General features: G+C 74.0%; 23 protein-coding genes and 1 pseudogene. 11 read left to right on the top strand and 13 right to left on the bottom strand.

From position 1 onward, the window contains the following. Nucleotides 1-24 precede the first annotated feature (24 nt). Nucleotides 25-738: pseudogene (locus tag NQU54_RS35410) on the top strand (phosphatase PAP2 family protein); the annotation flags it as partial. Here NQU54_RS35410 and NQU54_RS35405 read toward each other — a convergent pair. Together NQU54_RS35405 and NQU54_RS35400 are read right to left on the bottom strand one after the other, a co-directional pair. After that, a complete protein-coding gene (locus NQU54_RS35405) occupies nt 700-1383 on the bottom strand; it encodes a response regulator transcription factor (RefSeq protein ID WP_257634596.1) in 684 nt (227 codons plus the stop codon). The pseudogene NQU54_RS35410 and the gene NQU54_RS35405 overlap by 39 nt on opposite strands. Next, on the bottom strand, nt 1380-3584 hold the full coding sequence (locus NQU54_RS35400) for a sensor histidine kinase (protein ID WP_257634595.1): 2205 nt from the start codon (nt 3582-3584) through the stop codon (nt 1380-1382). Before NQU54_RS35400 ends, NQU54_RS35405 begins: the two co-directional genes overlap by 4 nt. 236 nt (nt 3585-3820) lie before the next feature. Here NQU54_RS35400 and NQU54_RS35395 point away from each other — a divergent pair, with 236 nt between their 5' ends. The 4 genes from NQU54_RS35395 to NQU54_RS35380 all read left to right on the top strand — a co-directional run bounded on the left by NQU54_RS35395 (nt 3821) and on the right by NQU54_RS35380 (nt 10067). Beyond that, complete coding sequence (locus NQU54_RS35395) at nt 3821-4153, top strand: plasmid stabilization protein (protein WP_079259803.1); 333 nt, start codon at nt 3821-3823, stop codon at nt 4151-4153. A 183-nt stretch (nt 4154-4336) separates the two neighbouring features. After that, nucleotides 4337-4963 carry a YigZ family protein gene (locus tag NQU54_RS35390; protein WP_257634594.1) on the top strand — a complete coding sequence of 209 codons (627 nt, stop codon included), beginning with the start codon at nt 4337-4339 and terminating at the stop codon, nt 4961-4963. 227 nt (nt 4964-5190) lie between these two features. Further along, nucleotides 5191-6405: an exonuclease SbcCD subunit D gene (locus NQU54_RS35385; RefSeq protein ID WP_257634593.1), complete on the top strand. Its 1215-nt coding sequence runs from the start codon at nt 5191-5193 to the stop codon at nt 6403-6405. After that, the gene (locus NQU54_RS35380) at nt 6402-10067 is read left to right on the top strand and encodes an AAA family ATPase (protein ID WP_257634592.1); all 3666 of its coding nucleotides are present in this window, start codon (nt 6402-6404) and stop codon (nt 10065-10067) included. The genes NQU54_RS35385 and NQU54_RS35380 overlap by 4 nt, the downstream gene beginning before the upstream one ends. Before the next feature lie 208 nt (nt 10068-10275). On the opposite strand, the gene NQU54_RS35375 is transcribed toward NQU54_RS35380, so the two are convergent. Both NQU54_RS35375 and NQU54_RS35370 read right to left on the bottom strand, forming a co-directional pair. After that, on the bottom strand, nt 10276-11958 hold the full coding sequence (locus NQU54_RS35375) for a DUF885 domain-containing protein (RefSeq protein WP_069867358.1): 1683 nt from the start codon (nt 11956-11958) through the stop codon (nt 10276-10278). A gap of 73 nt (nt 11959-12031) precedes the next feature. Then, the gene (locus NQU54_RS35370) at nt 12032-12526 is read right to left on the bottom strand and encodes an Lrp/AsnC family transcriptional regulator (protein ID WP_257634591.1); all 495 of its coding nucleotides are present in this window, start codon (nt 12524-12526) and stop codon (nt 12032-12034) included. A 60-nt stretch (nt 12527-12586) separates the two neighbouring features. Here NQU54_RS35370 and NQU54_RS35365 point away from each other — a divergent pair, with 60 nt between their 5' ends. Beyond that, nucleotides 12587-13930, top strand: a complete 1344-nt coding sequence (locus tag NQU54_RS35365) for a trans-sulfuration enzyme family protein (protein ID WP_257634590.1) — start codon at nt 12587-12589, stop codon at nt 13928-13930. On the opposite strand, the gene NQU54_RS35360 is transcribed toward NQU54_RS35365, so the two are convergent. From NQU54_RS35360 to NQU54_RS35340, 5 genes are all read right to left on the bottom strand, one after another. Beyond that, entirely contained in the window at nt 13851-15134 is a 1284-nt protein-coding gene (locus NQU54_RS35360; protein ID WP_257634589.1) for a GNAT family N-acetyltransferase, read from the bottom strand. The two genes, NQU54_RS35365 and NQU54_RS35360, sit on opposite strands and share 80 nt — an antisense overlap. Nucleotides 15135-15258: 124 nt before the next feature. Further along, nucleotides 15259-15792, bottom strand: a complete 534-nt coding sequence (locus NQU54_RS35355; protein ID WP_167505111.1) for a DUF1990 domain-containing protein — start codon at nt 15790-15792, stop codon at nt 15259-15261. A gap of 177 nt (nt 15793-15969) precedes the next feature. Beyond that, a complete protein-coding gene (locus tag NQU54_RS35350; RefSeq protein WP_257634588.1) occupies nt 15970-17559 on the bottom strand; it encodes an alkaline phosphatase D family protein in 1590 nt (529 codons plus the stop codon). A gap of 165 nt (nt 17560-17724) precedes the next feature. Beyond that, the gene (locus NQU54_RS35345; RefSeq protein WP_257634587.1) at nt 17725-18555 is read right to left on the bottom strand and encodes an alpha/beta fold hydrolase; all 831 of its coding nucleotides are present in this window, start codon (nt 18553-18555) and stop codon (nt 17725-17727) included. 195 nt (nt 18556-18750) lie between these two features. Continuing rightward, on the bottom strand, nt 18751-19503 hold the full coding sequence (locus NQU54_RS35340) for an SDR family oxidoreductase (protein WP_257634586.1): 753 nt from the start codon (nt 19501-19503) through the stop codon (nt 18751-18753). A gap of 194 nt (nt 19504-19697) precedes the next feature. Here NQU54_RS35340 and NQU54_RS35335 point away from each other — a divergent pair, with 194 nt between their 5' ends. Next, a complete protein-coding gene (locus NQU54_RS35335; RefSeq protein WP_069867351.1) occupies nt 19698-20444 on the top strand; it encodes a GntR family transcriptional regulator in 747 nt (248 codons plus the stop codon). 62 nt (nt 20445-20506) lie between these two features. On the opposite strand, the gene NQU54_RS35330 is transcribed toward NQU54_RS35335, so the two are convergent. Continuing rightward, on the bottom strand, nt 20507-21727 hold the full coding sequence (locus NQU54_RS35330; protein WP_257634585.1) for an ROK family protein: 1221 nt from the start codon (nt 21725-21727) through the stop codon (nt 20507-20509). A 149-nt stretch (nt 21728-21876) separates the two neighbouring features. On the opposite strand from NQU54_RS35330, the gene NQU54_RS35325 reads away from it, so the two are divergent. Both NQU54_RS35325 and NQU54_RS35320 read left to right on the top strand, forming a co-directional pair. Then, nucleotides 21877-22317: a hypothetical protein gene (locus NQU54_RS35325; RefSeq protein ID WP_257634584.1), complete on the top strand. Its 441-nt coding sequence runs from the start codon at nt 21877-21879 to the stop codon at nt 22315-22317. Nucleotides 22318-22432: 115 nt separating this feature from the next. Beyond that, nucleotides 22433-22966, top strand: coding sequence for a DEAD/DEAH box helicase family protein (locus NQU54_RS35320; RefSeq protein ID WP_257634583.1), 534 nt, complete (start codon nt 22433-22435; stop codon nt 22964-22966). Nucleotides 22967-23019: 53 nt separating this feature from the next. Here NQU54_RS35320 and mug read toward each other — a convergent pair whose 3' ends face one another. The 3 genes from mug to NQU54_RS35305 form a co-directional block, all read right to left on the bottom strand. Further along, nucleotides 23020-23562, bottom strand: a complete 543-nt coding sequence (mug, locus tag NQU54_RS35315) for a G/U mismatch-specific DNA glycosylase (RefSeq protein ID WP_257634582.1) — start codon at nt 23560-23562, stop codon at nt 23020-23022. Between the two features lie 8 nt (nt 23563-23570). Further along, a complete protein-coding gene (gene purB, locus NQU54_RS35310; protein ID WP_257634581.1) occupies nt 23571-25004 on the bottom strand; it encodes an adenylosuccinate lyase in 1434 nt (477 codons plus the stop codon). Between the two features lie 108 nt (nt 25005-25112). Then, a complete protein-coding gene (locus NQU54_RS35305) occupies nt 25113-25883 on the bottom strand; it encodes an SGNH/GDSL hydrolase family protein (protein ID WP_069867345.1) in 771 nt (256 codons plus the stop codon). A 66-nt stretch (nt 25884-25949) separates the two neighbouring features. Between NQU54_RS35305 and NQU54_RS35300 the strand changes: the two genes are divergently transcribed. Both NQU54_RS35300 and NQU54_RS35295 read left to right on the top strand, forming a co-directional pair. Beyond that, complete coding sequence (locus NQU54_RS35300; protein WP_257634580.1) at nt 25950-26168, top strand: hypothetical protein; 219 nt, start codon at nt 25950-25952, stop codon at nt 26166-26168. 118 nt (nt 26169-26286) lie between these two features. Beyond that, nucleotides 26287-26541 (top strand): hypothetical protein, encoded by a 255-nt coding sequence (locus NQU54_RS35295; RefSeq protein WP_372506150.1) that lies wholly within the window; start codon nt 26287-26289, stop codon nt 26539-26541. The last annotated feature ends 5 nt before the right edge of the window (nt 26542-26546 follow it).

The raw sequence follows: 26546 nt of genomic DNA, 5'->3' as shown, positions 1-26546 counted from the left end.
CCGCCGTTCCTACGGTCACGGGCCATGGAAACAAGGACGCGATACGGCTTCGGCCGTCGATTGCTGGTCTCGGTGGCGCTGTGCGCCGCGGGGGCCGGAGCGGTGATGTGGCTGTCGCCCGGTGGGCTGGGCGACGTGCATCGGACGGAGGTCAGGAGCGGCGCCTCGGTGTCGGTGTACCGCGCGGTGACCGACGCGGTGGCCGGGGCGCCCTCGTGGGCCGGGGCGCTGCTGGAACCGGCCACCGAGGGCACGCTGGTGGCGCTGGGGCTGCTTCTGCTGTGGACGGGGTGGTCGGCGTTCCGGCGCGGGGACGCGTCCGGTGTGGCCGGAGCCGTTCTCACCGGTGTGGGCACGGTGGCCGCCTACGCGGTCAGCGAGACGGTGAAGCTGGTGGTGGACGAGGAGCGGCCGTGTCGGGCGGTACGGGGAGTCGCGGCGGTGGCGGAGTGTCCCGAGGCGGGGGACTGGTCGTTCCCGAGCAACCACGCCACCCTGGCCACCGGGGTCGCGGTCGGGCTGACCGTGCTCAGGCCGCGTCTCGCCGCGGTGGCGCTGCCGTTGGCGGGGGTGGTGGCGCTGCTGCGGGTGGCGGTGGGGGTGCACTACCCGCACGATGTGGCCGCCGGTGCGCTCATGGCCGCCGCCGTGGTGGCGGCGGTGCTGGTCGTGGCGGGGCCTGTGGCCGGACGGGCGGTGTCAGCGCTGTTCGGACGCCGGTGGGGGAAGGATTCCGGCCTCATGGGCCACGACGGCGGCGGCCGCCCGGTTCTCCACGCCCAGCCGGGCCAGGATCGAGCTCACATGGGCCTTGACCGTCCCCTCCACGACCTGGAGCCGACGGGCGATCCGACCGTTGGACAGCCCGCCGCCGAGGAGGGCCAGCACCTCCCGCTCCCGGGCGGTCAGGGCGTCGACCCGCTCGCGGGCGGCCGTACGGCGGGCGGCCAGGGCCCCCGCGCCACCGGACGCGAGATGCGCCACGACGCGGGCCGCGACCTTCGGTGACAGATAGGCGGCGCCATCGGCCACCGCGCGCACCCCGGCGATCAGCTCCTCCGGTTCACCGGACTTGATGAGGAAGCCCGTGGCGCCGCCGCCCAGCGCCTGGAGGATGTAGTCGTCCTCGCCGAAGGTGGTCAGCATGATGACGCCGGTGGCCGGAGCCGTCCGGTGGATCTCCCGGGCCGCCTCGATCCCGCCGGTGCCGGGCATACGGATGTCCAGCACGGCCACCCGGGGGCGGTGGCGGTGCACCAACTCCACCGCCTGGTGGCCGTCGCCCGCCTCGGCGACCACGGTGATCTCCGGATCGGTGGTGAGCACGGCCCGGATGCCCGCACGGATCATCGGCTCGTCGTCGGCGATCAGGACCCGGATCATCGGACACCCGTCCCGGTGAAGGCGTCGGTGGACACGAGGGTGCCGTGGCGGAAGCACAGCCGGTACACATCCCCGGACCGGTCGTCGAAGGGGTCGGCCGTCATCGCGTAGTACTCGCAGACAAGACCCGCTCCCCTCGGCTCGGCGGCCGTCGGCCGGTGGCCGGTCTGGCGCTTCGGCAGATACGGCGTGATCCGGTCACGGTCCTGCCCGATGCGCAGACGGGCGTAGCCGTCCGGGGCCAGTACCGACTCCCGGGCCTTCAGCGTGTCCCACACCCGCAGCGCCCCGGTCAGCAGGGCCGCCGCGACCAGCGGCACCATCAGGGCGGCGACCAGCGTGCGGCCAAGACGGCGACGCGCACGCCGATGGTCGTCGCCCACCGGGGCGCCGTCGCCCACCGGGCTGCCGGGGGCGTGCGGGGTGTGTGGGGTCTGAGGGGCGCCTACGCGGTGCGGGGTATGTGGCGCGTGCGGGGCATCTGCGCGGTGCGGCGTGTGTGGGCGATGCGGTGTGTTCGGGGCGTGCTGGCCATCTGTGCGGTGCGGGGCGTCGGGGCGGTCCGGGGTGTGCGGGCGGTCCGCGCCGTTCCGGCGGTCCGGGCGGTTCGGGACGTCTGCGCCACCCGCGCCACCCGCGCCGTTGGCGGTGTGTGGGGTGTGCGGGCCATCCGCGCCGTTTGGGCGGTCCGGGCGGTACCGGACGTCTGCGCCACCCGAGGCATTCGCGGTGTGCGGGAGGTCAGGGGTGTGCGCGTCATCCCTGCCACCTGCACCGTTCATGCAGTCCGGGCGGTCCGGGGCATCAGGGCTACCCGCGCCGTCCGGGCGGTCCGAGGTGTCCGTGCTACCCGGGCCATGCGAGCGATCCGGGTCGTCGGCGCCACTCGCGCGGTCCGGGGCGTCCGTGTCGCCTGCGCCGTTCGCGGCGTTCGGGCGGTCCGTGTCACCCGCGTCACCCGCGCTGTGCGGGCTGTCCGCGCCACTCGCGCCACTCGCGCCACTCGCGCCACTCGCGCCACTCGCGCCACCCGGGCCGTCCGGGACGTCGGCGCGCCCCGTGCCGTTCGCGGCGTACGGAGGGTGGGCGGCCGTGGCATGTGTCGGCCGCCGCGCCGCGCGGGTGGGGGGAAACGTGGCGCGGACGGCGAAGCCGCCCGACTCGGGGCCGTAGTCGAAGGTGCCACCGGCCAGCCGGACGCGCTCGTCCAGGCCGATCAGGCCGAAGCCCGCGCCGCCGGGGCGGTCCGGCGTGGCGGTGGGCGCGGGGCCGTTCGCCACCCGGACCTCGGTCTCCTCCGGCGTGTGCCGGACGTGGACGGTCGCCTCCGCGCCGGGCGCGTGCTTGGCCACGTTGGTCAGTGCTTCTCGCACCACACGGTGCACGGCGCGCTCCACGTCCGGCAGCGGCTCGCCGGGCTCGCCGGGTACACCGGTCCGGCCGGGTACACCGGTCTCGCCCTCGATCCGCAGCCGGACCGCGAGCCCCGACGCCGACGCCCGCTCGACCAACTCCGCCACACCGTCGCCGTCCGGCTCCTGCGGCGCTCCGTCCGGCTCCTGCCGCAGTACGCCGATCACCTCGCCGAGGCGGTCCACGGCGGCCGCCGCCCTGGCCCTGATGTCCCGGGCGGCCTCCCGGTGGCCGTCCGCCAGTCCGGGCGCCAGCTTGAGGGCTCCGGCCGAGAGGGCGATCAGGCTGAGTTCATGGCCGAGGACATCGTGCATGTCCTGGGCGATACGGGCCCGTTCCCGCAGCCGGGCCTGCTCGGCGATCAGCCGCTGCTCGCGCTCCAGCCGGGCGGCCCGCTCCCACCCCGCCCGGACCAACTCCCGGTACTGACGGCAGAACCGCCCGACGAACCACGGCAGTACGACCGCCCCCGCCACCACCGCCACGAAGCGATCGGCCCAGGTGATCCAGGACGGCACCGCGGCGACCGCCACCACACCGGCCGCGACCGCCCCGATCAGCCCCACGGCCGTGGACCACGTCCGTCCAGGGCGCCACCCCGCCGTGAACGCGCACAGCGCTGTGGGTACCACCCACCACAGGCTGACCACGCTCAACCCGGCGGCGGCGATGGTGGCCGCCAACGGGAGGTATCCGGCCCAGGGGGCGGCCCAGGCCGCGGCGGCCCACGTGGCGGCCCGGCCGGTCCGCGGGCGGTCGGCGGACCCGGTTCCGTGTGTTGTCGTCATGTCCCCCACCTGCGTGATCAGCGCGACTCGTGGAGGTGACCCTATGAAAGCGGGGGACCGGCGGACACTGCCGAAAGACCAATCCCGCGTGATGCGCACCGCGCGGCATCCGGTCGACGCCCAGGAGACGCATGCTGGTTATAGGGGAGGAAGCGGGGGGAACCCGACTTCTGCGGTCGGCGATCCTGATCCGTCGGCCGTGACCGAACGAGGGGGCGGAAGGAGAGGAAGAGACCATGCCCGCAGGATCCAGCCGTAAGCGCGAGCGGCAGTACGAGCACATCAAGGAAAGCGCGGAGCAGCGCGGTGCCTCCGCCGGCCGGGCGAAGGAGATGGCCGCCCGTACGGTCAACAAGGAGCGTGCCCGGACCGGGGAGTCCAGGTCCGCCAGCAGGACCTCGACCCAGGACCCGAAGTCCGCGCCGCAGCGTGGCGGCCAGCGCTCGGGCAGCCGGACGGGCCCCAAGGGCCCGACGCGCGACCAGCTCTACAACGAGGCCAAGCAGCGCGGCATCGAGGGCCGCTCGAACATGACCAAGGACCAGCTGGCCAAGGCCCTGGGCCGCTGACCCGGACGCCGCCGCCCTCCCACGGGACGCCGCCCGCTCATAGCGGTGCCCGCTCATGGCGACACCCGTCCATGGGCGGTGCCCGCTCACGGCCGTGTCCGCTCGTAGCCGCCGCCCGGCTCCCGTGCCGTACCCGCTGATAGCGGTGACCATGGCAGGGGAGCCGGGACATAGGGTGGCCTGATGCAGGAGCGGTATCGGACGGTCGCGCGCGAGGGCGTGCACGAGATCGAGATCAACAGATCGCGCTTCCTCTGCACGCTCGCGCCCGCCGCGAGCGAGCAGGAGGCGCAGGACGTCATCCAGCGCGTCAGGAAGGAGCACCCCACCGCGACCCACAACTGCTTCGCCTATGTCATCGGCGCGGACGGCGGTGTGCAGAAGGCGAGCGACGACGGCGAGCCGGGCGGCACCGCGGGGGTGCCGATGCTGCAAATGCTGCTGCGGCGCGAGGTGCGGTACACCGTGGCCGTCGTCACCCGCTACTTCGGGGGCGTGAAGCTCGGCGCCGGCGGTCTGATCCGGGCCTACGGCGGCGCGGTCGGCGAGGCGCTCGACGCGCTGGGCACCGTCACCCGGCAGCGGTTCCGGCTGGTGACCGTCACCGTCGACCACCAGCGCGCCGGAAAGCTGGAGAACGATCTGCGGGCGACGGGCCGGGCGGTCCGGGAGGTGCGCTACGCCGCGGCCGTGACGATCGAACTGGGGCTGCCCGACGCGGATGTGGACGCCTTCCGCGACTGGCTGGCGGATACCACCGCCGGTACCGCCACCCTGGAGCTCGGCGGCGAGGCGTACCAGGACGCATGAGGCCGGGCGGCCTCCGGGACCCCGATGTCAGGGACCCCGACATCCAGACCCCGACATCCAGGACCACGACGTCCGGGACCCCGACACGGGCGGGAAATACGAGGTCCGTGAGAGACGAGGCACCGACCGCGGCTAACGTGGTCGGTGCCCGCGTCGTCCCGACGCCGCGGGCGTGATGCTGGCCAGTGGGGTGGAGGAAGGACAGAAGTGCAGGTCGGAGACCGCTTGTGAGAATTCTGCACACCTCCGACTGGCACCTCGGCCGGTCCTTTCACCGGGTCAGCCTCCTTGCCGCGCAACGGGAGTTCATCGACCACCTCGTCACCACCGTGCGCGAACGACACATCGACGCGGTGGTCGTCGCGGGCGACATCTACGACCGGGCCGTGCCGCCGCTTGCCGCCGTCGAGCTCTTCGACGACGCCCTGCACCGGCTCGCGGACCTCGATGTGCCGACCGTCATGATCTCCGGCAACCACGACTCGGCCCGCCGTCTCGGCGTCGGCGCCGGGCTGATCGACCGGGCCGGGATCCATCTGCGTACCGACCCCGCCGGATGCGCCACCCCCGTCGTCCTCTCCGGCGACCACGGCGAGGTGGCCTTCTACGGGCTGCCCTATCTCGAACCCGGCCTGGTGCGGGAGGAGTTGGGCGCCTCGGCGGCCGGTCATACGGCGGTGCTGGGCGCCGCCATGGACCGGGTGCGCGCCGACCTCGCCACCCGCCCGTCCGGCACCCGGTCCGTCGTCCTCGCGCACGCGTTCGTCACCGGTGGCGCGGTCAGCGACAGCGAGCGGGACATCACGGTCGGCGGAGTCGCCTCCGTACCCGCCGAGGTCTTCGACGGCGTCGACTACGCCGCGCTCGGCCATCTGCACGGCTGCCAGGCCATCACCGAGCGCATCCGCTACTCGGGCTCCCCGCTCGCGTACTCCTTCTCCGAGACGGCGCACCGCAAGTCCATGTGGGTGGTGGAGCTGGGGGCGGCGGGCGAGGCACCGTCGTGCGAACGGGTGGAGTGCCCGGTGCCGCGGCCGCTGGCCCGGATCCGCGGCCTGATCGAGGAGCTGCTGGCCGACCCGGACCTCGACCGCCACGAGGAGGCGTGGGTCGAGGCCACGCTGACCGACGCGGTGCGGCCGCATGAGCCGATGGCCCGGCTGGCGCGGCGCTTCCCCCACGTGCTCACCCTGGTCTTCGACCCCGAGCGGCCCCCCGAGGACCCGCTCGCCTCGTACGCACAGCGGCTGCGCGGCCGCTCGGACCGGCAGATCGCCGAGGACTTCGTGGCGCATGTGCGCGGCGGCCGCGGCCCGGACGAGGCGGAGCGGGTGCTGCTCGGCGACGCGCTGGAGACGGTACGGAGCGCGGCGCACGAGGGCGTTGTGCCGAGCGAGGAGGACGGCGTGGCGGCGGCGACGGCGGGGGAGGCGGCGCGATGAGGCTGCACCGGCTCGTTGTCACGGCCTTCGGCCCGTTCGGCGCCACGCAGGAGATCGACTTCGATGAGCTGTCCGCCGCCGGGCTGTTCCTGCTGCACGGGCCGACCGGCGCCGGTAAGACGTCCGTCCTGGACGCGGTCTGCTACGCGCTGTACGGGCAGGTGCCCGGCGCCCGCCAGGGCAGTGGACTCTCGCTGCGCAGCGACCATGCCGAACCGCTGACCCCGACCGAGGTCGTACTCGAATTCACCGTCGGGGAGCGGCGCCTGGAGATCACCCGGCGCCCCGAGCAGCCGCGCCCCAAGAAGCGGGGCACGGGGATGACGCGGGAGAAGGCACAGACCCTGCTGCGCGAGTACGCCCCGGCGACATCCTCGACCAGCGCGGGGGCGGGGGAGTGGAAGGCCCTCAGCCGCTCGCATCAGGAGATCGGCGAGGAGATCGCGCAGCTGGTCGGCATGAGCCGGGAGCAGTTCTGCCAGGTGGTGCTGTTGCCGCAGGGAGACTTCGCCCGCTTTCTGCGCGCGGACGAGCTGGCGCGCGGCAAGCTGCTGGGCAAGCTGTTCGACACCGGTCGCTTCGCCGCCGTCGAGGAACGGCTGGCGGAGCTGCGGCGCGTGGCGGAGAAGCGGGTCGCGGCCGGGGACGAGCGGCTGCTCGCGCTCGCCCACCGGATGGCGCAGGCGGCGGGCCGCACGGCGGAGCTCGACGGGCATCCGCTGCCCGAGCTGACCCCCGGTGAGCCGGGGCTGGCCGACGCCGTCCTGGAGTGGGCCGCGGTCGCCCGCACGGGCGCGCGCGAACGGCGGGACATCGCGCTCTCCGCCGTACGGGCCGCCGAGGAGGCCCACCACGCCGCCCAGCGGGCCGCCGACGCGACACATGAACGGGCCGAACTCCAGCGCCGCCACGCCGAGGCGCGGCGCCGGGCGGATGACCTCGAACGGCAGCGGCCCGACCATGACCGGCTGCGTGAGCTGCTGGAACGCGCCCACGCGGCCGACGCGGTGGTCCCCGCGCTCGACCTCCGCACCGCCGCGGCCCGTGACCACCACACCGCCGAAACCACCGAACGCCGGGCCCGCGCCCGCCTGTCCGCCGAACCCGGCCTGGCGGCCATGCCCCTCGCCCCGACCCCGGACATCCCCGACCAACGCACCCCCGCCGCCCCGGCGACTTCACCCGAAGCGCCCCTGCCCGCACAGGCCACCGCGCCCCCGGAGGACACCGCCCCGCACGCGGACGCGGATGGCTCCTGGGCCGGGGCGGCTCCCGGAACGGGGCCGTCGGCCTCCGAGGAACCCGGCCCGCAAGGGCGCCTCATGGGACAGACGGTCAGGGACGGCCGTACCGGAACGGGCTCGTCGGGCCAGGGTGTGCCCGGCCGGGCGCCGGACCAAGCGCGGGGGGCCGTCTCGTCCGCGGGTGTGGACGGGTCGGGTGTGCGTGCCACCGGGCGGGTCACTCCCGCCGACAACGAGGCGGCAGGTGGGCGGGCTGGTTCCGGGGCGGGCGTGTCGGGCCGGGAACCGGGTGGCGATGCTGCCGCCTCGGGCGGGCCCGGCGTGTCGCAGGCCGGACCTTCCGGCGGCGGAGCCGCCGCCACGCGGGCGCGGAATGCGGGTGCGTCGTACCCCGCGGTGCCCCAGGCGAGTCGTGGCGGGGCGGCGGCGGGTGTGGCCGGTGATGGCGGGCGGGGTGCCGGTCCGCAAGGTGCGGGTGTGGCGGTGGTGCTCGCCGAGGCCGATGCCGAGTGGCTGGGGCGGGTCGAGCGGCGGGTGCGGGAGGAGCTCGGGGCGTTGGGGGCCGCTCGGCGGGGGGAGGCGCGGGCGGCGGCCGTCGTCGCCGAGATCGCCGTGCTCGACCGGGAGGCCCGCGCCGACGACGAGGCGATCGAGGAAGCCGCCGAGTGGCTCGCCGGATGGGAGGAGACCCACCGGGCACATCAGCGGGGGGTCGAGGCCGCGCAGGAGGCCGCCACCCGGGCCGAGCAGTTCGGCGGGCGGATCGAGCCCGCCGAGCGGCGTCTCGAGGCCGCCCGGCGGCGGGATCGGCTCGCCGGGCAGGAGGGGCGGGCTCGCGAGGAGCTGTTGCGGGCGCGGGAGGGTGCCGCCGCCGCGCGCCAGAGCTGGCTCGACCTCAAGGAGGCCCGGCTGCGCGGCATCGCCGCCGAGCTGGCGGCCGGGCTGCGTGCGGGCGAGCCCTGCGCGGTGTGCGGCGCGACCGGGCATCCGAGCCCGGCTCGGCCCGGGGCCGGGCATGTGGACCGTGCCGCGGAGGAGGGCGCGCTGGCGGAGTATCAGCGCGCCGAGGAGGTCCGCGAGGAGGCCGAGCGTACGCGGAACGGGCTGCGGGAGGCCCGCGCGGCCGCGGAGGCCACCGCGGAGGGCGAGGACGCGGCCGAACTCGACCGGGCCCTGGCCGAGTTGCGGGCCGCGTACGCCGAGGCCCGCGATGCGGCGGCCGACGGGCACGCCGCCCGCGCGGCCCTGGACCGGGCCGAGGGCGAGCACACACGCCGTACGGCCCAGCGGCAGGAGGCCGAGCGCCGGGCGGCCGCCCGCACCTCGCGCCGCGAGACCCTGGCCCGGGAGCGGGCCGACCTGCTGGCGGAGCTGGAGCGGGCGCGCGGCGCGGACGCCACCGTCGGACAGCGGGCGGCGCGGCTGGAGCGGCAGGCGGGGCTGCTGGCCCACGCCGCCGAGGCGGCGCGGGGCGCGGAGGCGGCCGCGAGCCGCCTGAAGGAGGCGGACGCCCGGCTCGCCGACGCCGCCTACCGGGCCGGGTTCGAGACCCCGGAGCAGGCCGCCGGGGCCGTCCTGCCCCCGGACCGGCAGCGCGAGGCCCGCCGCCGTCTCGACGCATGGCAGACGCAGTCGGCGGCGGTCGCGGCCGAGCTGTCCGACCCCAGGGTGCTCGCCGCCGCGCAGGCGCCGCCCGCCGACCCCGCGGCGGCGCGGACGGCGGCCGACGCGGCCACCCGCGCGCTGCGCGAGGTCTCGGCCGCGGACGCCGCGGCCCGCACCCGCTGCGAGGAGCTCGACGCGCTCTCCGCGCGGGCGGTCGCCGACGCCCGCCGGCTGGCCCCGCTGCGCGCGGACCACGACCGGATCGCCCGCCTCGCCGCGCTCGCGGCGGGCACCTCCGCGGACAACGAGCGCAGGATGCGGCTGGAGGCGTACGTCCTGGCGGCCCGGCTGGAGCAGGTCGCGGCGGCGGCGAGCGCACGGCTGCGCCACATGTCCTCCGGGCGCTACACCCTGGTGCACTCCGACGCCCGCTCCGGCGGGCGCGGCCGCTCCGGTCTCGGACTGCATGTCATCGACGCCTGGACCGGCAGCGAGCGCGACACCGCCACCCTCTCCGGCGGCGAGACGTTCTCCGCCTCGCTCGCCCTCGCGCTGGGCCTGGCCGATGTGGTCACCGACGAGGCGGGCGGGGTCCGCCTGGACACCCTCTTCATCGACGAGGGGTTCGGCAGTCTCGACGAGCAGACCCTGGACGAGGTCATGGACGTGCTGGACGCGCTGCGCGAACGGGACCGTACGGTCGGCATCGTCAGCCATGTCGCCGATCTGCGCCGGCGGATCCCCGCCCAGCTGGAGGTCGTCAAGGGCCGCGAGGGCTCGGCCGTACGGCACCGGACGGCCGCCGCGCACTAAGCGCTCCGCTGGAAGTGCCCTGACCTGCCGTCGATCGTCCCCGGCGCCGTCGTGGCCGGTCGCGCCCGCGCGGCGGAGCCGCACATCGACACAGCCCCGCGCCCCTGCGGGGCGCCACCGAACCGCAGCCGCATTCCGCCGATCCGCTTAGCGTGGGCGGGCCGCACGGATGCCGCCCGCCCACGCCCTCACCAGGAGCTCACCGAGCTCAGAGCGCCGACAGCTCCTCCACCAGGTCGTCAAGCCCCAGCGAACCCTGCGACAGCGCCGCCATATGCCACTTCTTGGCGTCGAAGGCGTCGCCGTGCGCCTTACGGGCGGCCTCGCGCCCCGTCAGCCAGGCCCGCTCGCCGAGCTTGTAGCCGATGGCCTGGCCCGGCATCCCGAGATAGCGCACCAGCTCGCTGTCGAGGAAGTCCGCGGGGCGTCCGCAGTGCAGCCCGAAGAACTCGCGCGCCAGCTCCGGGGTCCACCGCTCACCGGGGTGGAAGGGCGAGTCGGCGGGGATCTCCAGCTCCAGGTGCATCCCGATGTCGACGATCACCCGCAGCGCCCGCATCATCTGCGCGTCCAGATAGCCCAGCCGCCGCTCCGGGTCCGACAGATAGCCCAGCTCGTCCATGAGCCGCTCCGCGTACAGCGCCCAGCCCTCGGCGTTGGCGCTGACCATGCCGACCGTGGCCTGGTAGCGGGAGAGCTGGTCGGAGACGTGCGCCCACTGGGCGAGCTGGAGATGGTGACCGGGGACGCCCTCGTGGTACCAGGTGGAGACCAGGTCGTAGACGGGGAAGCGGGTCTCGCCCATCGTGGGCAACCAGGTCCGGCCGGGGCGGGAGAAGTCCACCGACGGCTGGGTGTAGTACGGCGCCGCCGCGCTGCCCGGCGGGGCGATCATCGACTCCACCCGCTTGACCCGGTCGGCCAGATCGAAGTGGGTGCCGTTCAGCTTCTCGATGGCCTCGTCCATCAGCTCCTGGAGCCACACCCGGGTCTCCTCGACGCCCTCGATATGCGCACCGTGCGCGTCGAGGTGGCGCAGCGCCTCCCACGGGTCGGCGCCGGGCAGGATCTTCTCTGCCTCGGTGCGCATCTCGGCGTGGATGCGGTGGAATTCCGACCAGCCGTACGCATACGCCTCGTCCAGGTCGAGATCGGTGCCGTTCCACATCCGGGCCCAGCGGCGGTAGCGCTCACGCCCCACCACATCGGGGGCGCCCTCGATCCCCGGGGCGTAGGTGTCGCGCAGCCAGTCGCGGAGCGCGACCAGCGCGCCCGTCGCCGCCGCGGCAGCCTCGTCCAGCTCACCGCGCAGCGCGTCGGGGCCCTCGGCGGTGAAGTCGGCGAACCAGCCGCCGTCCGTGCCGATCCACTCCGCCAGCTGCTCCAGGACCGTGGCCACCTGCCGGGGGCCGCCCGGCAGGCCCCGCCGCAGCCCCTCGGCGAGCGAGGCGCGATACCCCTCGAGCGCGGCCGGTACGGCGCGCAGCCGGGCCGCGACCGCCGACCAGTCCTCCTCGGTCTCGGCGGGCATCACGGTGAAGATGCCGCGCACCGAGTGCAGCGGGGAGCTCAGGTTGCTGACCGCGCGCAGCCCTTCGTCGGCGTCGTGCACGGCGAGTTCGGCGGTCAGCCGCTCCCGCAGCAGCCGGGCGCAGCGGCGCTCGGCGTCGCTGTCCGCGCCCGGGCGCGCCTCGGCCTCGGCCAGCCGGTCCAGGGTGGCGCGGGCCAGGTCGGCGCCGGCCTTGGCCCCCTCGGGGGAGTAGTCCGGAAGGCGCCGGGAGCTCTCGGGAACGCCCAGGTAGGTGCCGGTGATCGGGTCGAGTTCGATGAGGGCGTCGACATAGCTGTCGGCGACCTGACGGGGCAGCGGAGCGTTCTTGGTATCGGACATGCGGCCCATCCTCGTACGTTCCGGGGTGCGGCGTCAGCACCAAGGGGATGTGACGCATGGGAACAGGAGTGTGCTACGGGGCTGCTGAGCCGTCTCGCGCGGGCGGCAGCAGCGGGCCGCAGCTCCACTGCTGGAAGATCAGCCGGGTCTCGACCCGGGCCACCTCGCGGCGCGAGGTGAACTCGTCCAGCACCAGCCGCTGGAGATCGGCGGTGTCGGCCACCGCGACATGCACCAGATAGTCGTCCGGCCCGGCCAGGTGGAACAGCGCCCGGGACTCGGGCAGTGCCCGGATCCGCTCCACGAACGGGCCGACCAGCTCCCGGCGGTGCGGCCGCAGCTGCACCGAGAGCAGGGCCTCGAGACCGCGCCCCAGCTTGGTGGGGTCCAGGCGGAGTTCATGGCCGAGGATCACCCCGGAGCGGCGCAGCCGGGCCACCCGGTCCAGACAGGTCGAGGGCGCCACGCCGACCTGGGCGGCCAGATCGCGGTAGGTGGTCCGGGCGTCGTTCTGGAGCAGTCGCAGTATCCGGAGGTCCACCGGATCGAGAGCGACGGTTTCGGGCATCGGCCGAACGTAGCACGGACATCAGCCCGCAGAACCCGGTCGTTGTTCACCCTTCACCGCATGGACATCAGGGAGAGCACGGGAAGCACAGGGCGCACGCGGACCACACCGGGCACGCGGACCACACCGAGCGCGCGGGATCCTCGCGGCGAAGCCGGACGGCAGGGGTTCGCCACCGAGGCCGTGCACGCCGGGCGCGAGGACCTTCCGGCCATGGGCCTGCACGCCGTACCCCTGGATCTGTCGACGACCTATCCCTCGTACGACAGCCGCCAGGAGGCCGCCAGGATCGACGCGTTCGCCGCCACCGGCGCCCGGCCGGACGGCCCGCCGGTCTACGCCCGCCTGGACAATCCCACCGTGGCCCGCTTCGAGACCGCTCTGGCCCGGCTGGAGGGCACCGAGAGCGCGGTCGCGTTCGCCAGCGGCATGGCGGCGCTCAGCGCGTGTCTGCTGGCGCGAGGGGCCCAGGGGCTGCGCCATGTGGTGGCGGTCCGCCCGCTGTACGGGTGCAGCGACCATCTGCTGGACACCGGGCTGCTGGGCACCGAGGTCACCTGGGTGGACCCCGCCGGGATCGCGGACGCGATCCGCCCCGACACCGGCCTTGTCATGGTGGAGACCCCGGCCAATCCGACACTCGCCGAACTCGATCTGCGGGCCGTCGCCCACTCCTGTGGCACGGTCCCGCTGCTCGTGGACAACACCTTCGCCACACCGGTGCTCCAGCGTCCGGCCGAGCGGGGCGCGGGCCTCGTCCTGCACAGCGCCACCAAGTACCTCGGCGGACACGGCGATGTGATGGGCGGCGTGGTGGCCTGTGACGAGGAGTTCGCCCGGACGCTGCGCCGGGTGCGGTTCGCCACCGGCGGAGTGCTGCATCCGCTCGCCGGATATCTGCTGCTGCGCGGACTGTCCACGCTGCCGGTGCGGATGCGGGCCGCCTCTGCCACCGCGGGCGAGCTGGCCCGGCGGCTGGCCGCCGATCCCCGGGTGGCCCGCGTCCACTATCCGCGGATCGGCGGGGCGATGCTGGCCTTCGAGACCCGCGGCGATCCGCATGCGGTGATCGGCGGAGTGCGGCTGATCACCCCGGCGGTGAGCCTGGGCAGCGTGGACACCCTGATCCAGCACCCGGCCTCCATCAGCCACCGCATCGTGGCCGAGGGGGACCGCCGCTCCGCCGGGATCGGCGACCGGCTGCTGCGGATGTCGGTCGGGCTGGAGGACGTCGAGGATCTGTGGCGCGATCTGGACCGGGCACTCGACGGCCGCCCGGCGGGGCAGGAGGACCGCCGGACGGGGCACGGGACCCCGGCCGGCCTCAGCGCGAATGCGGCGGGGCCGGCAGCGGCAGAGGCAGGACCGGCTCGGGCGCCGGTGCCGGGTCGAGGCGGGCGCTGAGCACCAGGGTGCCCTGCTCGATCTGGTAGTCAAGCGGCAGTTCGAGGGCGCGCATCGCGGCGACCATGCCGGTGTTGGCCGACTGGGTGACGGCGTAGACGCTCTCGCAGCCGGTCTCGGCGGCCATCGCGACCAGCCGCCGCAGCAGCTCCCCGCCGACGCCCCGTCGCTGCCACTCGTCCTCGACGATCAGCGCGACCTCGGTCTCGTCCCCGTCCCACAGCAGGTGGCCGAGGGCGACCAGCCGCCCGGAGGCGGTGTACGCGGCCAGGGTGCGGCCGAAGCGCGGGCTCAGCAGATGGGCGAGGTAGCGGTCGGCGTCGCCGACCGGCCCGTGGTAGCGCAGCCCGAGCGTCGCGGCGGAGCAGCGGGCGTGCATCTCGCGGGCCGCGTCCAGATCGCCGGTGTCGGCGCGGCGCACGGTGATGGCGTTGCCCTCGGGCAGCGTCAGCACATCGCCGTCGTGCGGGATCCGCGGGCCGAGCCGGGCGTCCAGCTCCACCAGCGCGCGGGCGCGGGCGAACTCGGTCGGGGTGAACGGCAGATACGGCCGCTCGATGACGATCGCGCCGCCGGACGGGTCGCGCAGCCGCATCACCGTCTCCTCCAGGATGCCTTCGGCGGGCGGCGTGGAGTCCAGGGAGCGGCCGCTGAGGGACTTGGCGGGAACCGAGTGGATGGTGCAGCGGCCGAACAGCTGGCGCAGGGCGAGCGGGAGTTCCGCGGCGTCCAGGGCGGTGCGGGTGGCCAGGGTCAGCGCCCGGGTCGGCGCGTCCACCAGATCGTGGGTGTCGGCCCGCTCGGTCCAGGTGTCGCGGCCGCCCGCGGCGGCGACGGCGTCGGCCAGCCCGCCGGACGGCAGGGTATCGGGCGCGCGCAGCAGGAACTCGTCCACCGTGCCGTCCGTCAGCGGATGGGTCTGGAGGGCCAGGATGTCGACCCGGTGCCCGGCCAGCGCCGCGCACAGCGCGGCCAGGGCGCCCGGCTCGTCCCGTACGGTCGTGCGCATCCGCCACAGCGTGGTGGCCTCGGGGGCCGTGGTCTCCGGGGCGCCCGCGGCGGGGCCGGTGTGCGCGTCGGCCGCGGGCGGGGGTGAGGTGTCCGGCGGTGCGTGGCCCTGGCGCCGTGACCACCATGCGACCAGATCGTGCCGCCGGCGGGGGCGGTGCCGGGAAGGGGGCTCGGGGGTCGCTCGAAATGTCATGCAAACACCCTTGCGCAAAGGTGTTGCGTGATCACGAACGGACTGTGACCTATGAGTTAAGAGCGCATCTGATAACAGAAGCTTATTTTGTCCGAAATCAAAAGGTTGAAGTCGGAGGTTTCATTCACCCTACCGCCCACGTGCGTAGTACCCTCCCGCACCGTCGTGCGTACGCCCGCTGGAAGAGCGGCACCAGCGGCCCTCCGGCCCGGCTGAACCAGGAGGCCGGGCGGCTGAACGCCGTCACCGTCAGCACCACCGAGCCATCCGGCTCCAGGGTCACCACGAACGACTCCTCGCCCCGCTCCGGATGGCCGGGCAGCGTGCCGTACGCGAAGCCGGTCCGCGTCTCCTCCGCGACCGTCCACACCACCTCGCACGGCGCGCGCAGCCGCAGCCGCCCCACCCCCAGGCCCACCACGACGGGCCGGCCCGGGGCGGCCACCGGATCCGCGGCACGGATCGACACCCCCACCGCCCGGTGCATCCGCCAGTCCAGGACCGCCCGCCCGGCCGCCTCGAACGTGGCCCGCCCATGGCCCACATGGGTCCGTACCCGCAGATGGCGATAGCCGGAGGGCAGCGGCCACCGCCGGGTGGCGCCCACCTCCGGATAGGTGAGCCGGGAGGCCGGACCTGGGGTGTCGGTGGATCCCATGCCCATACGGTACGCGTCGGCCTTACGGTGAGCGGCGCCGGAACGCGACGCCCTTACGGCGCCCGGCACCGGAACGCGGCGGCCTTACGGCGTGGCGGCGGCCTTACGGCGTGGCGGCGCCCTTACGGCGCGCGGCCCCGTCGGTGTGCCGTACGGGGCCGCGCGCCGCGCGCACGGTTACTGGCCGACCAGGCCCGGCCGGAGGACCTTGGTGAAGAGCACCTTGCCCCCGTCCTCGCGCAGCCGGACCGTCATCTCGGCGCTGTCGCCGTCGATGTCCACCTCGCCGTAGAACTGGAACCCCTCGGCGGGCGAGACGTTCGCCCGGGTCGGCGCCTTGACGAAGCTCTGCTCGGGCCCGAACGTGCCGTCCAGCTTCACCCCGGGGAAGGCGCCCGCGTTCAGCGGACCGGAGACGAACTCCCAGAACGGCGCGAAGTCCTTGAACGCCGCCCGCGAGGGGTCGTAGTGCTGCGCCGAGGTGTAGTGGACGTCCGCCGTCAGCCACACCGTGCCGGTGATCTTCCGGTGCTTGATGTGCCGGAGCAGCTCGGCCATCTGGAGCTCACGGCCGAGCGGGGCGCCCGGGTCGCCCTGCGCGACGGCCTCGAAGTCGGTGTCCCCGTCCGGAACCACCAGGCCGAGCGGCATATCGCAGGCGATGACCTTCCACACCGCCCGCGAGCGCGACAGCTCGCGCTTGAGCCACGCCAACTGCTCGGCGCCCAGGATGCCCTGGGTGTCCTCGGGCTGGCGGCCCGGCGAGTTGGCGTCGCGGTAGGTGCGGCAGTCCAGCACGAAGACGTCCAGCAGCGGGCCGTGGTGCTGGACCCGGTAGACCCGGCCGCTCGCGTCCGGCCGCAGCGTACTGATCGGGAAGTACTCGGCGAACGCCCGGCGCGCGCGGGCCGCCAGCACATCGACGTTCTTCTCGGTGTAGCGGTCGTCGACCAGGATCTCGCCCGGGTACCAGTTGTTGAGCACCTCGTGGTCGTCCCACTGGGTGATGGTCGGCACCTCGGCGTGGAACCGGCGCAGCGCGGGGTCGAGCAGGTTGTACCGGAAGTTGCCGCGGTACTCGTCGAGCGTCTCGGCGACCTTGGTCTTCTCGGGGGTGAGGAGATTGCGCCAGGTGGACCCGTCGGGCAGTGCGACGGTCTCCGCCATCGGGCCGTCCGCGTAGATGTTGTCGCCGCTGCACAGGAAGAAGTCCGGTTCGCGGCGGCGCATCTCCTCGAAGATCCGGTAGCCGCCGTGGTCCGGGTTGATGCCCCAGCCCTGCCCCGCCAGATCGCCCGACCAGACGAAACGCACGTCCTTACGGCGCTCGGCAACCGTGCGGAAGGTGCCGTGCACCGGCTCGCCGGTGCGGCGCGGGTCCTCCGGGTCGGCCAGCAGCACCCGGTAGTGCACCTGGCTCCCGGCGGGCAGACCGTGCAGCGCGGTGCGCCCGGTGAAGTCGGTGCCGGGGCCGACCAGCGGGCCGTGCCACCGCTTGGCTCGTGTGAAGGACTCGGTCGCGGAGGTCTCCACGATCACCCGGGCCGGACGGTCGGAGCGGACCCACACCAGCCCCGACGACGCCGTCACATCGCCCACCTGCACGCCCCACTGGGCGCTCGGACGCCCCGGGAGCGCCTGCGCGGGCGCGCCGGACGCGGCCGACGCCGCCGATGCCACGGCGGGCACCGCGAGCGCCGCCGAGGCGGCCGCCGACCCTTGCAACACCGTGCGCCGCCCGATCCCTCTGCCCGATTCCCGCCCCATTGGTGCCTCCCGTTGCTCGTAGAACCGCTGTGCTGTTGTGTTTGTTATCGGTGCAAGGTGCCGCTCATTCGAACGCCCAGTGAATAACCGGGCGTCCGTGCCGAGAAACACCACGACCGTGCGCGGTGCGGGGGCGGGGGCGGGGATGCCGAGCCGGCGGGGCGGTCAGCGGCTGCCGTCCAGGATGACGCGGGCGACCAGCGCGGGGTCGTCGTTCATGGGCACGTGGCCACAGCCGGGGAGGCGGACCAGCCGGGCGCCGGGGATCACCCGCTTGGCGCGGACGCCCTGGCGGCGCGGCATCAGCCGGTCGCGGGTGCCCCAGGCGATGGTGACCGGGACATCGGGGAGGTCATGGGTGAACAGCCCGGAGCTCCCGGCGGCCAGCGTGGCGTCGAAGCCGACCGCCTCGCGCAGCGCCCGGGTCTCGGCCACGACCGCGTCCGGCGAACGCCGCGCGGGCCGGGCGTAGATGGCGCCGGTCAGCGCGGCCCGGCCGGCCGCGCGGCGGGCCAGCCACGCCACCGCCGGCGGGGGCAGCGCCCGCGCGCCGGCCCGCATCATGGACAGCACCCCGAAGGCGTAGCGGCGCTCGGCCTCGGTCCAGAACCGGGCCGGGGACAGCGCGGTGACGGACCGTACGAGGCCGACCCGGCCCAGCTCCAGGGCGAGCAGTCCGCCGAGCGAGTTCCCGGCCACATCGGGGCGTGTGACGCCGAGGGCCTCGAAGAGCGCGCCGAGCACGGGTATGACGCCTTCGAGGTCGTACGGGATGCCGTCCGGCAGCGCGTCCGAGGCCCCGAAGCCGGGCAGATCCACGGCGATCACATCGCGGTCGGCCGCGAGGATGTCCAGCACCGGCTCCCACGCCTGCCAGTGGTGGCCGATTCCGTGCAGCAGCACCAACGGCCGCCCCGCGCCACGCCGTTCGTGGACGACCCGGGCGGCGCGGGGGCCGCCCGGGGAGGCGACGGAAAAGGAGAGGGACGCGGGCATGGGTGGCTCCTCGCGATCGGCGTTCCGGCAGGCGCACGCAGCGTATGAGACAGCATGTCAGCAAGAGTTACCGGAAGGTAGTCCGGTGGCCGGCAGCGGCACGGCCCCGCTGTCCGTACCGTGTGAGACGCCGCTACGGCCCGCCCGCGACCCGCTGGACCCCGCCCGCGTCCCGCTGAGCCACCCCGCGTCCCGTTACAGCCCGCCCGCGACCCGCAGCACCGCCCCCGTCGTGTACGACGCCTCCGGCGACAGCAGCCACGCCACCGCACCCGCGATCTCCTCCGGCTCGCCCGGCCGCCCCATCGGCACCCGCCCCTGGACCCGCCACGGCCGCTCGGGATCGCCCATCCGCGCGTGGATGTCGGTCAGCGTCATCCCGGGCTGGACGGAGTTGACCCGGATCCCCTCGGCCGCCAGCTCCTTCGACAGCCCGACGGTCATCGCGTCGACCGCCGCCTTGCTGGCCGCGTAGTGCACATACTCCCCGGGGCTGCCGGTCGTCGCCGCGCCCGACGAGATGTTGACGATGGCGCCGCCCTGTCCGCCGTGGCGCGTGGACATCTCGCGCGCCGCGCGCCGGGCACACAGCAGGGCCCCGGTCACATTGACGTCCACGACGCGCCGCATCACCTCGGGCGAGGTCTCGGTGAAGCGGCCCAAGGGCCCGGTGATCCCGGCGTTGTTGACCAGCCCGGTGATCGGGCCAAGTTCCTCCCGCACCCGGTCGAACATCGCCTCGACCTGCTCCGCGTCGCTGGTGTCGGCCTGGACGACGATCGACCGCACCCCCTCCGCGCGCACCGCCGCCGCCCACCGCTCGGCCGCGTCCTGTGCGCGCTCGTAGCCGATGGCGACGCTGTGCCCGGCGCGGGCCAGCCGCACCGCCACCGCCGCGCCGATGCCGCGGCTGCCCCCCGTGACCACCGTGACCTGGTCCTCGCCCATCCGCGTGCTCAGCTCCCGCCCCATAACGCAACTCGCTCCGACGGTCACCGACGATAACCGGTCAGGGATTGGTCTTGACCAAGTCCGCACACCGCCTTATGGTCGCATTGATACTGCAACAACCTTTAATAAAGAAGCGCGCATAACTGTGAAGGCGCGCAGGACTGTCGGCCATCGAAAACAAGGGGGACAGAGTGGGGACCACGCGGCTGGAATCGGTGCCTGAGCCCAAGTACTGGCATCTGAAGACCGTGCTCAGTGACGCTCTCGACTCGGAGTTCGCGGTCGGGGAGATCCTGCCCAACGAGCGCGAGCTCGCGGCCCGCTTCGGTGTCGCCCGCGCCACCCTCCGACAGGCCCTGGAGCAGCTCGAGCTGGAGGGCCGGCTCCAGCGCCGTCGCGGCGTCGGCACCACCGTCGCCCCGCCCCGCGTCGGCGTGGCCGTCGGGGACTACGCCCATGGCTGGACCGACGCCTCGGGTGAGGACGCCTGGCAGACCGTGGAGAGCGTCGAGGCCGTGCCGCCCGCCGAGGTCGCCCGGCTGCTGGAGCTCACCCCCGACACCCCCGTCCACCGGGTGCGCCGCACCCGGATGACCCACGGCCAGCCGCTCGCCGCCGAGCTGCTGTATGTCCCGGGTGACTCCGTCCCCGGCCTCGCCGCCATCGACACCCCCAGCGGGCTGGCCCGCGCCCGCGCCGTGCTGCGCGAGCTGCGCCGGCTGGAGCTGGAGGGCCGTGAGCAGACCGTGGAGCTCGGCTCGGCCCGCGCGGACGACGCCAAGGAGCTCGACCGGCTGCCCGGCGCCCCCGTCCTCGTCGTGACCACCCGCTATCTGGCCCAGGGCCGCCCCGCGGCCGTCGCCGTGGCCACCTACCGGGCCGACACCTGCCGGCTCACCTTCGGCGACGCGGCGGGCGAGGAGCTCCTGGCGGGCTGATCCGGGCCCGCCCCGCGCCGTCGCCTTCGTACGATCTCCACATGCCCGCCCCGCGTCCCGCGTCAGTGGCTCGCGCGGCGGGTCGTCACCGTGCTGTCGACCGCGAACAGCTCCTGTTCCACATGGTCGAGGGCCAGCCGCAGCGCCCCCGTGGTCACCGCCGCCTCGCCGAGCAGCGAGAGCGTGACCTGCGGGGGCCGCAGACAGTAGCGCGCCAGCTCATCGCGCAGCGGGGCCAGCACCCCGTCAAGCCCGGCGGCCCAGCCGCCGACCACGACGACCTCGGGGTCCAGCGCCAGCACCAGGGCCGCCGTGTCGTGCACCAGCCTGCGGACGAAGCGGTCCACGGCCGCCCGCGCCCGTGCGTCGCCGTCGCGGGCCAGCGAGAAGACATGCGCCACCTGCGCCTCGTCCAGCGGGTTCAGCGGCTCCCCGGTCGTGGAGAGCACTTCCTCCGGGGCGGCCTCCTGCCCCAGCAGATGCAGCGCCCCGATCTCCCCGGCGGCGCCGCCGAAGCCCCGGTGCAGCCGCCCGCCGATCAACGACCCCGCCCCCGGGCTCAACCCGGCCAGGACGAAGACCACATCGTCCGAACCGGCCGCCGCGCCCTTCCAGTGCTCGGCCACCGCGGCCGTGTTCGCGTCGTTCTCCACCAGCACCGGACAGCGGAAGGACCGCCGCAGTCGCTCGCCCAGGGGCAGCCCGGTCCAGCCGGGGAGCGCGGTGCACAGATGCACGGTGCCGTCCGCCTCGACGACCCCGGGGCTGCCCACCCCGACCGCACGCAGCGAGAACCGGGCCACCCCCGCGCGCCGCAGCAGATCCGCGACGCTGCTGCGCAGCCGCTCCAGCCGCTCGTCCGCGGACGCCTTCTCCGACACCTCGCGCACGATCGAGCCGAGCACGTTTCCATCGAGGTCCGACAGGATCGCGGCGACCCGGTGCGCCCCTATCTCGATGCCCAGCAGATGCCCGGCCTCGGCCCGGAACCGGAAGCGGCGCGCGGGGCGGCCCTGGCGGCGCACACCGCCCTCCTCGGCGGGCACCTCGACCACCAGACCGCTGTCGGCCAGCCCGTCGATCACGCCCTCGACGGTGGGCCGGGACAGCCCGGTCACCCGGGTGAGATCGGTGAGGCTCGCGCTCCCGGCGCAGCCGCCCCCGTCGTCCGGGCCACCCCCGGTGGCCGTGCCGGACGCGCCCGCCGCGCGCAGCGCGTGCAGGACCACGGCGGAGTTGATCCGTCGCAGCAGAGACGGATCCCCGCCGGTGAGCCGCCCCAACGTCGGTCTCCCTCCAGGTGCGTATCTGCCGGATCGTATCCGCTGGAAGCGGAGGCGGCGAGTGCCTCCTCCCACCCCGGTCCGGCCGACTGCCACCAACATCATCTGACGGGCGGCCAGATGTCCGACCTACGCGGTTTACTGACCCCATGACCAGTACGGCGGACCATGTGGCCACGATCGATCAGCTGCGCGCGCGGGACTTCCCCGCACAGCGGACCGCCGACGGATGGGTGGCGAGCGGCCCCGGCTTCCATGTCGCCGACCTCCGCGTCAGCGAGGACTTCTGGGACGCCGATCTGAGCCGGGTCGAGGAGGTGCTGGAGGAGTTCGAGGCCGAGCTGGGCGCCCTGGTCCAGGTGCTGACCTTACGGTGGGGCGCCCCCGACGTCCTCGATCTCACCAACTCCCTGGAGCGCTCGGCGATGGGCGAGCCGGTCCCGCCCCCGCTGGACACCCTGTGCGGTTACGTGCCCGAGCTGCGCGTCTGGCGCCTCGACGGCCGCTGGGTCGGTCTGGGCGTGGGCCAGGGCGACCGCGAGCTGCCGTTCCAGCTGCTGGTGGCGATAGGGGAGTTGGGCGCGATATGACGCCCCTCCTCCCATCACTCCCGGCGTGCCTGCCTAGTACTCCAGCCGTAGAGCGCGATCTTGGCTGATCGATATTCGATCGCACGAGACGGAGATGAGCTGCCAGGCTGCTGCCATGGACGATGCCGAGGTGCTGCTCATCGGAGGACGGGCCGGGGTCGGCAAGACCAGTGTGGGGTGGGAGGTTTCGGCGTTGCTGCGGGGCGCGGCGGTTCCTCACGCGGTCATCGACGGTGACTTCATGGGGCAGGTGCATCCGGCTCCGGAGGGAGATCCGCACCGTGCGGAGATCACTGAGAGCAATGTGACCGCGGTGTGGGCGAACTACGCCCGGCGCGGTTACCGGCGTTTGATCTACACGAACACGCTGAGCGTGGTGCCCGAGGCGACCGGGATGTTCGAGCGGGCCATGGGCGGCCGGGTGCGGATCGTGAGGGTTCTGCTCACGGCCACCGACGCCACTACCCGTGCACGGCTGGAGCGCCGGGAACTCGGCTCGGAGCTGGAGAAGGAGTGGGAGAGCAGCACGCGCAAGGCGCGGTTGCTGGATCAGCGGACCCCTGCGGACGCGTTGAGGGTCGCTACGGACGGGCGGGCTGTCGTGGATATCGCGCATGAGGTGGTGGCCGCCACCGGCTGGATCGGGTAAACCCCCTGCCGCCGCGAGCGGCTGCGCACGCCGGATGAGTCCCCGGCGTGCGGCTAGCCGTCCGCCTCGGCGGCGGTGCGCAGGCGGGCGTACTCCTGCGCCATCGTCGTCAGTGTCCAGTGCGCGTTGAGGCCGCTCGGATTGGGCAGGGCCCAGATTCGGGTGTCGCCTATGGTCCTCGTCTGCGGCCCGATCTTCGCCTTCTTGTCGCCGAACGCGACCCGGTAGGCGGTGACCCCCGCCACCGCCAGCCAGCGCGGCCGCAGCCGGAGCACCTTCTCCTCCAGGATCCGGCCGCCCTCCCGGTACTCCTCGTCGCTCAGCTCATCGGCGCGGGCGCTGGCGCGTGCCACCACGTTGGTGATGCCCAGCCCGTAGCGCACCAGCTCCGACTGTTCGGACGGGTGCAGCTGCCGCGGGGTGAAGCCCGAGGCGTGGAGGGTGGGCCAGAAGCGGTTGCCGGGGCGGGCGAAGTGGTGGCCGGTGGCGGCGGTCATCAGGCCGGGGTTGATACCGCAGAAGAGGACCCGCAGACCGTCCGCGACCACATCGGGGACGAGGCGGTCGCGGGCGGCCTCGAGTTCGGCGGGGGTCATCGCCGGCGTCAGAGGATCGAGCCGGGGGTGTAGGCGGCGGCCTCGGGACGCTCTTTGACGATCTCCTCGATCCGGGAGACCACCGCGTTCACCTGGGCCGCGGCCGCGCCCGTGAAGGAGAGCTTGTCGCCCATCAGCGCGTCAAGACCGGCCCGGTCCAGCGGGATCCGCTCATCGGCGGCGAGCGAGTCGAGCAGTTCGTTGCGCTCGGCGCCGCGCTCGCGCATGGCCAGTGCCGCGGCCACCGCGTTCTCCTTGATCGCCTCATGGGCGACCTCGCGGCCCACCCCGGCGCGCACTGCGCCCATGAGCACCTTCGTCGTGGCGAGGAAGGGCAGATAGCGGTCCAGCTCACGGGCGATGACGGCGGGGAACGCGCCGAACTCGTCGAGCACGGTCAGGAAGGTCTCCAACAGCCCGTCGAAGGCGAAGAACGCGTCCGGCAGCGCGACCCGGCGCACCACCGAGCAGGAGACATCGCCCTCGTTCCACTGGTCGCCCGCCAGCTCGCCGGTCATCGAGGCATAGCCGCGCAGGATCACCGCGAGGCCGTTCACACGCTCGCACGAGCGGGTGTTCATCTTGTGCGGCATCGCGGAGGAGCCGACCTGGCCGGGCTTGAAGCCCTCGGTCACCAGCTCGTGTCCGGCCATCAGCCGGATGGTCTTGGCCAGCGAGGACGGGGCCGCGGCCAGCTGCACCAGGGTGGTGACCACGTCGTAGTCGAGCGAGCGCGGATAGACCTGGCCGACGGAGGTGAACTCCCGCGCGAAACCGAGATGGGTGGCGATCCGCCGCTCCAGCTCGGCCAGCTTCTCCGCATCTCCACCGAGCAGATCCAGCATGTCCTGCGCCGTGCCGACGGGGCCCTTGATGCCCCGCAGCGGATAGCGGCCCAGCAGGTTCTCCAGCCGTCCGTACGCCACCAGCAGCTCGTCCGCCGCGGTGGCGAACCGCTTGCCGAGCGTGGTGGCCTGCGCCGCGACATTGTGCGAGCGACCGGCCATCACCAGCTCGGCGTGCTCGGCGGCCAGCTTGCCGAGCCGGGCCAGCACCGCGACCGTACGGTCCCGCACCAGCTCAAGGGAGAGCCGGATCTGGAGCTGCTCCACGTTCTCGGTGAGATCGCGGGAGGTCATGCCCTTGTGGACGTGCTCATGGCCGGCGAGGGCGTTGAACTCCTCGATGCGGGCCTTCACATCGTGCCGGGTGACCTTCTCGCGCTCGGCGATCGAGGCCAGGTCGACGATCTCCAGGACCCGCTCGTAGTCGGCGAGGGCGGCGTCCGGCACCTCGATTCCGAGGTCCTTCTGGGCGCGGAGCACGGCGAGCCACAGCCGCCGCTCCAGCGTCACCTTGTACTCGGGAGACCACAGGACGGCCAGCTCCGTGGAGGCGTAGCGGTTGGCCAGGACGTTCGGAATGCGCGGCTTACCAGTCACGTGCACAGAGTCTACTGGCCGTCCGCGCAGGCCAGACCGGTGGCCGAGGGACCCGGGGAACGGCAAGGCGGACCGTGCGGAAAGGTCCGGGGCGCGGGGCCTTGCGGATCAGCCCTCGTACGGCAGCAGCTCGGCGCGCTTGGGCGGGCGGCCGTCGCCCGAGGAGCGGCCGGTCAGCCGCCTGCCGATCCACGGCCCGAGGTGCTGGCGGGCGAACCGCACATCCGAGGTGCGGCGGGACAGCCACCCGACGGGCACCGCGGGCGGCAGGGGCGCGTTCCAGTCCTCCTCCGGCTCGTACCCCAGCGCCTGCCAGACGGCCTCGGCGACCCGCCGGTGTCCCTCGGCGTTCAGATGCAGCCGGTCCTCGGCCCACATACGGGGGTCCCCGACGGGCTCGGAGGCGTACACGTCCACGACGGTCGCGTCATGCCGCGCGCCCAGCTCGTCGATGAACGAGAACAGCTGCTCTATCCGTGGCAGGAATCGCTCGAACACCGGTCCGCGACGCCCCGGGCTGCGCATCAGCACCAGCCGCTTGCAGGTGGGCGCCAGCCGCTCGGCGGCCTCGCCCAGCAGTTCGCACACCCGGCCCACATCGCACTTCGGCCGCAGTACATCGTTCAGCCCGCCGACCAGGGTCACCAGATCGGCGCCCATGGCCGCCGCCGGGCCCGTCTGCTCCTCGACGATCTGTCCGATGAGCTTGCCGCGGACCGCGAGGTTGGCGTAGCGGAAGCCGGGGTCGCGGGCCGCGAGCCGGCCGGCGAGGAGATCCGCCCAGCCCCGGTAGGTGCCGTCGGGAAGCTCGTCCGACATGCCCTCGGTGAAGGAGTCGCCGATCGCGACAAAGCTGCTGTAGGTGATGTTCGTCTGCATGGCTTGGGCGATCTTATCCCGGTGTGCGGGCTGCGTGGACCGCCCAGCACGAGCATGATGAGCCGCATGGCGATGACCCACATCTACTTCGAGGGCGGAGCGCGGAACGGGACGACCGCCAGCTGGAATGTGGAGCCCGGCGCGGACATCTTCGACGACAACATCTTCCGGCCACCGGAGCTGTACCGGCGGACGAACCGCACCAAGGTCATCGGACGGGTGGAACACGTGGTCTTCCGCTACGACCCCATGGCCGCCCCGCCCGGCCCCGGTCCCCGCCGCTGAGTCCCGCCCGCTGGGCTCGCGCCGACGGGGATCGCCCGGCCGTCCGGCCGGGGCCCCGGTTCGACCGCTTGGACCGCAGCGGGTTCCACGCGGGGCGCGGCGGGGCAGTCTGGTCGGCGTGGATGCCTTCGAATGCGACCGTACGACCATGGCCATCGTCGCCGCCGCGCTCGCCGACGACGGGGAGGGCGCCGCCGCCCTCCTGGAGCCGCTGGAGACGCGCGATGTGTGCCGGGTCGCGGTGCGGCTCGCCGCGATGGCCGCCCATGCGCTGGTGGCGGTGGCGGAGGAGGGTGGCGGCGGACGGGATGAGGCGCTGGCCCACTGGCAGGCGTGCATCATCGCCCATGAGTCCAGACGCACCGAGGAGTGACCGGG

It is taken from the genome of Streptomyces malaysiensis subsp. samsunensis (assembly GCF_024519315.1).
Lineage (GTDB): Bacteria > Actinomycetota > Actinomycetes > Streptomycetales > Streptomycetaceae > Streptomyces > Streptomyces malaysiensis.
Note: the sequence above shows the minus strand (reverse complement) of the source record. Positions and strands in the feature narration are given on the sequence as shown.

Excerpts from the sequence above, each read along its gene's own strand:
- NQU54_RS35405 (WP_257634596.1), bottom strand. The coding sequence starts at position 1,383 with ATGATCCGGGTCCTGATCGCCGACGACGAGCCGATGATCCGTGCGGGC.
- NQU54_RS35400 (WP_257634595.1), bottom strand. The coding sequence starts at position 3,584 with ATGACGACAACACACGGAACCGGGTCCGCCGACCGCCCGCGGACCGGC.
- NQU54_RS35395 (WP_079259803.1), top strand. The coding sequence starts at position 3,821 with ATGCCCGCAGGATCCAGCCGTAAGCGCGAGCGGCAGTACGAGCACATC.
- NQU54_RS35390 (WP_257634594.1), top strand. The coding sequence starts at position 4,337 with ATGCAGGAGCGGTATCGGACGGTCGCGCGCGAGGGCGTGCACGAGATC.
- NQU54_RS35380 (WP_257634592.1), top strand. The coding sequence starts at position 6,402 with ATGAGGCTGCACCGGCTCGTTGTCACGGCCTTCGGCCCGTTCGGCGCC.
- NQU54_RS35375 (WP_069867358.1), bottom strand. The coding sequence starts at position 11,958 with ATGTCCGATACCAAGAACGCTCCGCTGCCCCGTCAGGTCGCCGACAGC.
- NQU54_RS35370 (WP_257634591.1), bottom strand. The coding sequence starts at position 12,526 with ATGCCCGAAACCGTCGCTCTCGATCCGGTGGACCTCCGGATACTGCGA.
- NQU54_RS35365 (WP_257634590.1), top strand. The coding sequence starts at position 12,587 with ATGGACATCAGGGAGAGCACGGGAAGCACAGGGCGCACGCGGACCACA.
- NQU54_RS35360 (WP_257634589.1), bottom strand. The coding sequence starts at position 15,134 with ATGACATTTCGAGCGACCCCCGAGCCCCCTTCCCGGCACCGCCCCCGC.
- NQU54_RS35355 (WP_167505111.1), bottom strand. The coding sequence starts at position 15,792 with ATGGGATCCACCGACACCCCAGGTCCGGCCTCCCGGCTCACCTATCCG.
- NQU54_RS35350 (WP_257634588.1), bottom strand. The coding sequence starts at position 17,559 with ATGGGGCGGGAATCGGGCAGAGGGATCGGGCGGCGCACGGTGTTGCAA.
- NQU54_RS35345 (WP_257634587.1), bottom strand. The coding sequence starts at position 18,555 with ATGCCCGCGTCCCTCTCCTTTTCCGTCGCCTCCCCGGGCGGCCCCCGC.
- NQU54_RS35340 (WP_257634586.1), bottom strand. The coding sequence starts at position 19,503 with ATGGGCGAGGACCAGGTCACGGTGGTCACGGGGGGCAGCCGCGGCATC.
- NQU54_RS35325 (WP_257634584.1), top strand. The coding sequence starts at position 21,877 with ATGACCAGTACGGCGGACCATGTGGCCACGATCGATCAGCTGCGCGCG.
- NQU54_RS35320 (WP_257634583.1), top strand. The coding sequence starts at position 22,433 with ATGGACGATGCCGAGGTGCTGCTCATCGGAGGACGGGCCGGGGTCGGC.
- mug (WP_257634582.1), bottom strand. The coding sequence starts at position 23,562 with ATGACCCCCGCCGAACTCGAGGCCGCCCGCGACCGCCTCGTCCCCGAT.
- NQU54_RS35305 (WP_069867345.1), bottom strand. The coding sequence starts at position 25,883 with ATGCAGACGAACATCACCTACAGCAGCTTTGTCGCGATCGGCGACTCC.
- NQU54_RS35300 (WP_257634580.1), top strand. The coding sequence starts at position 25,950 with ATGGCGATGACCCACATCTACTTCGAGGGCGGAGCGCGGAACGGGACG.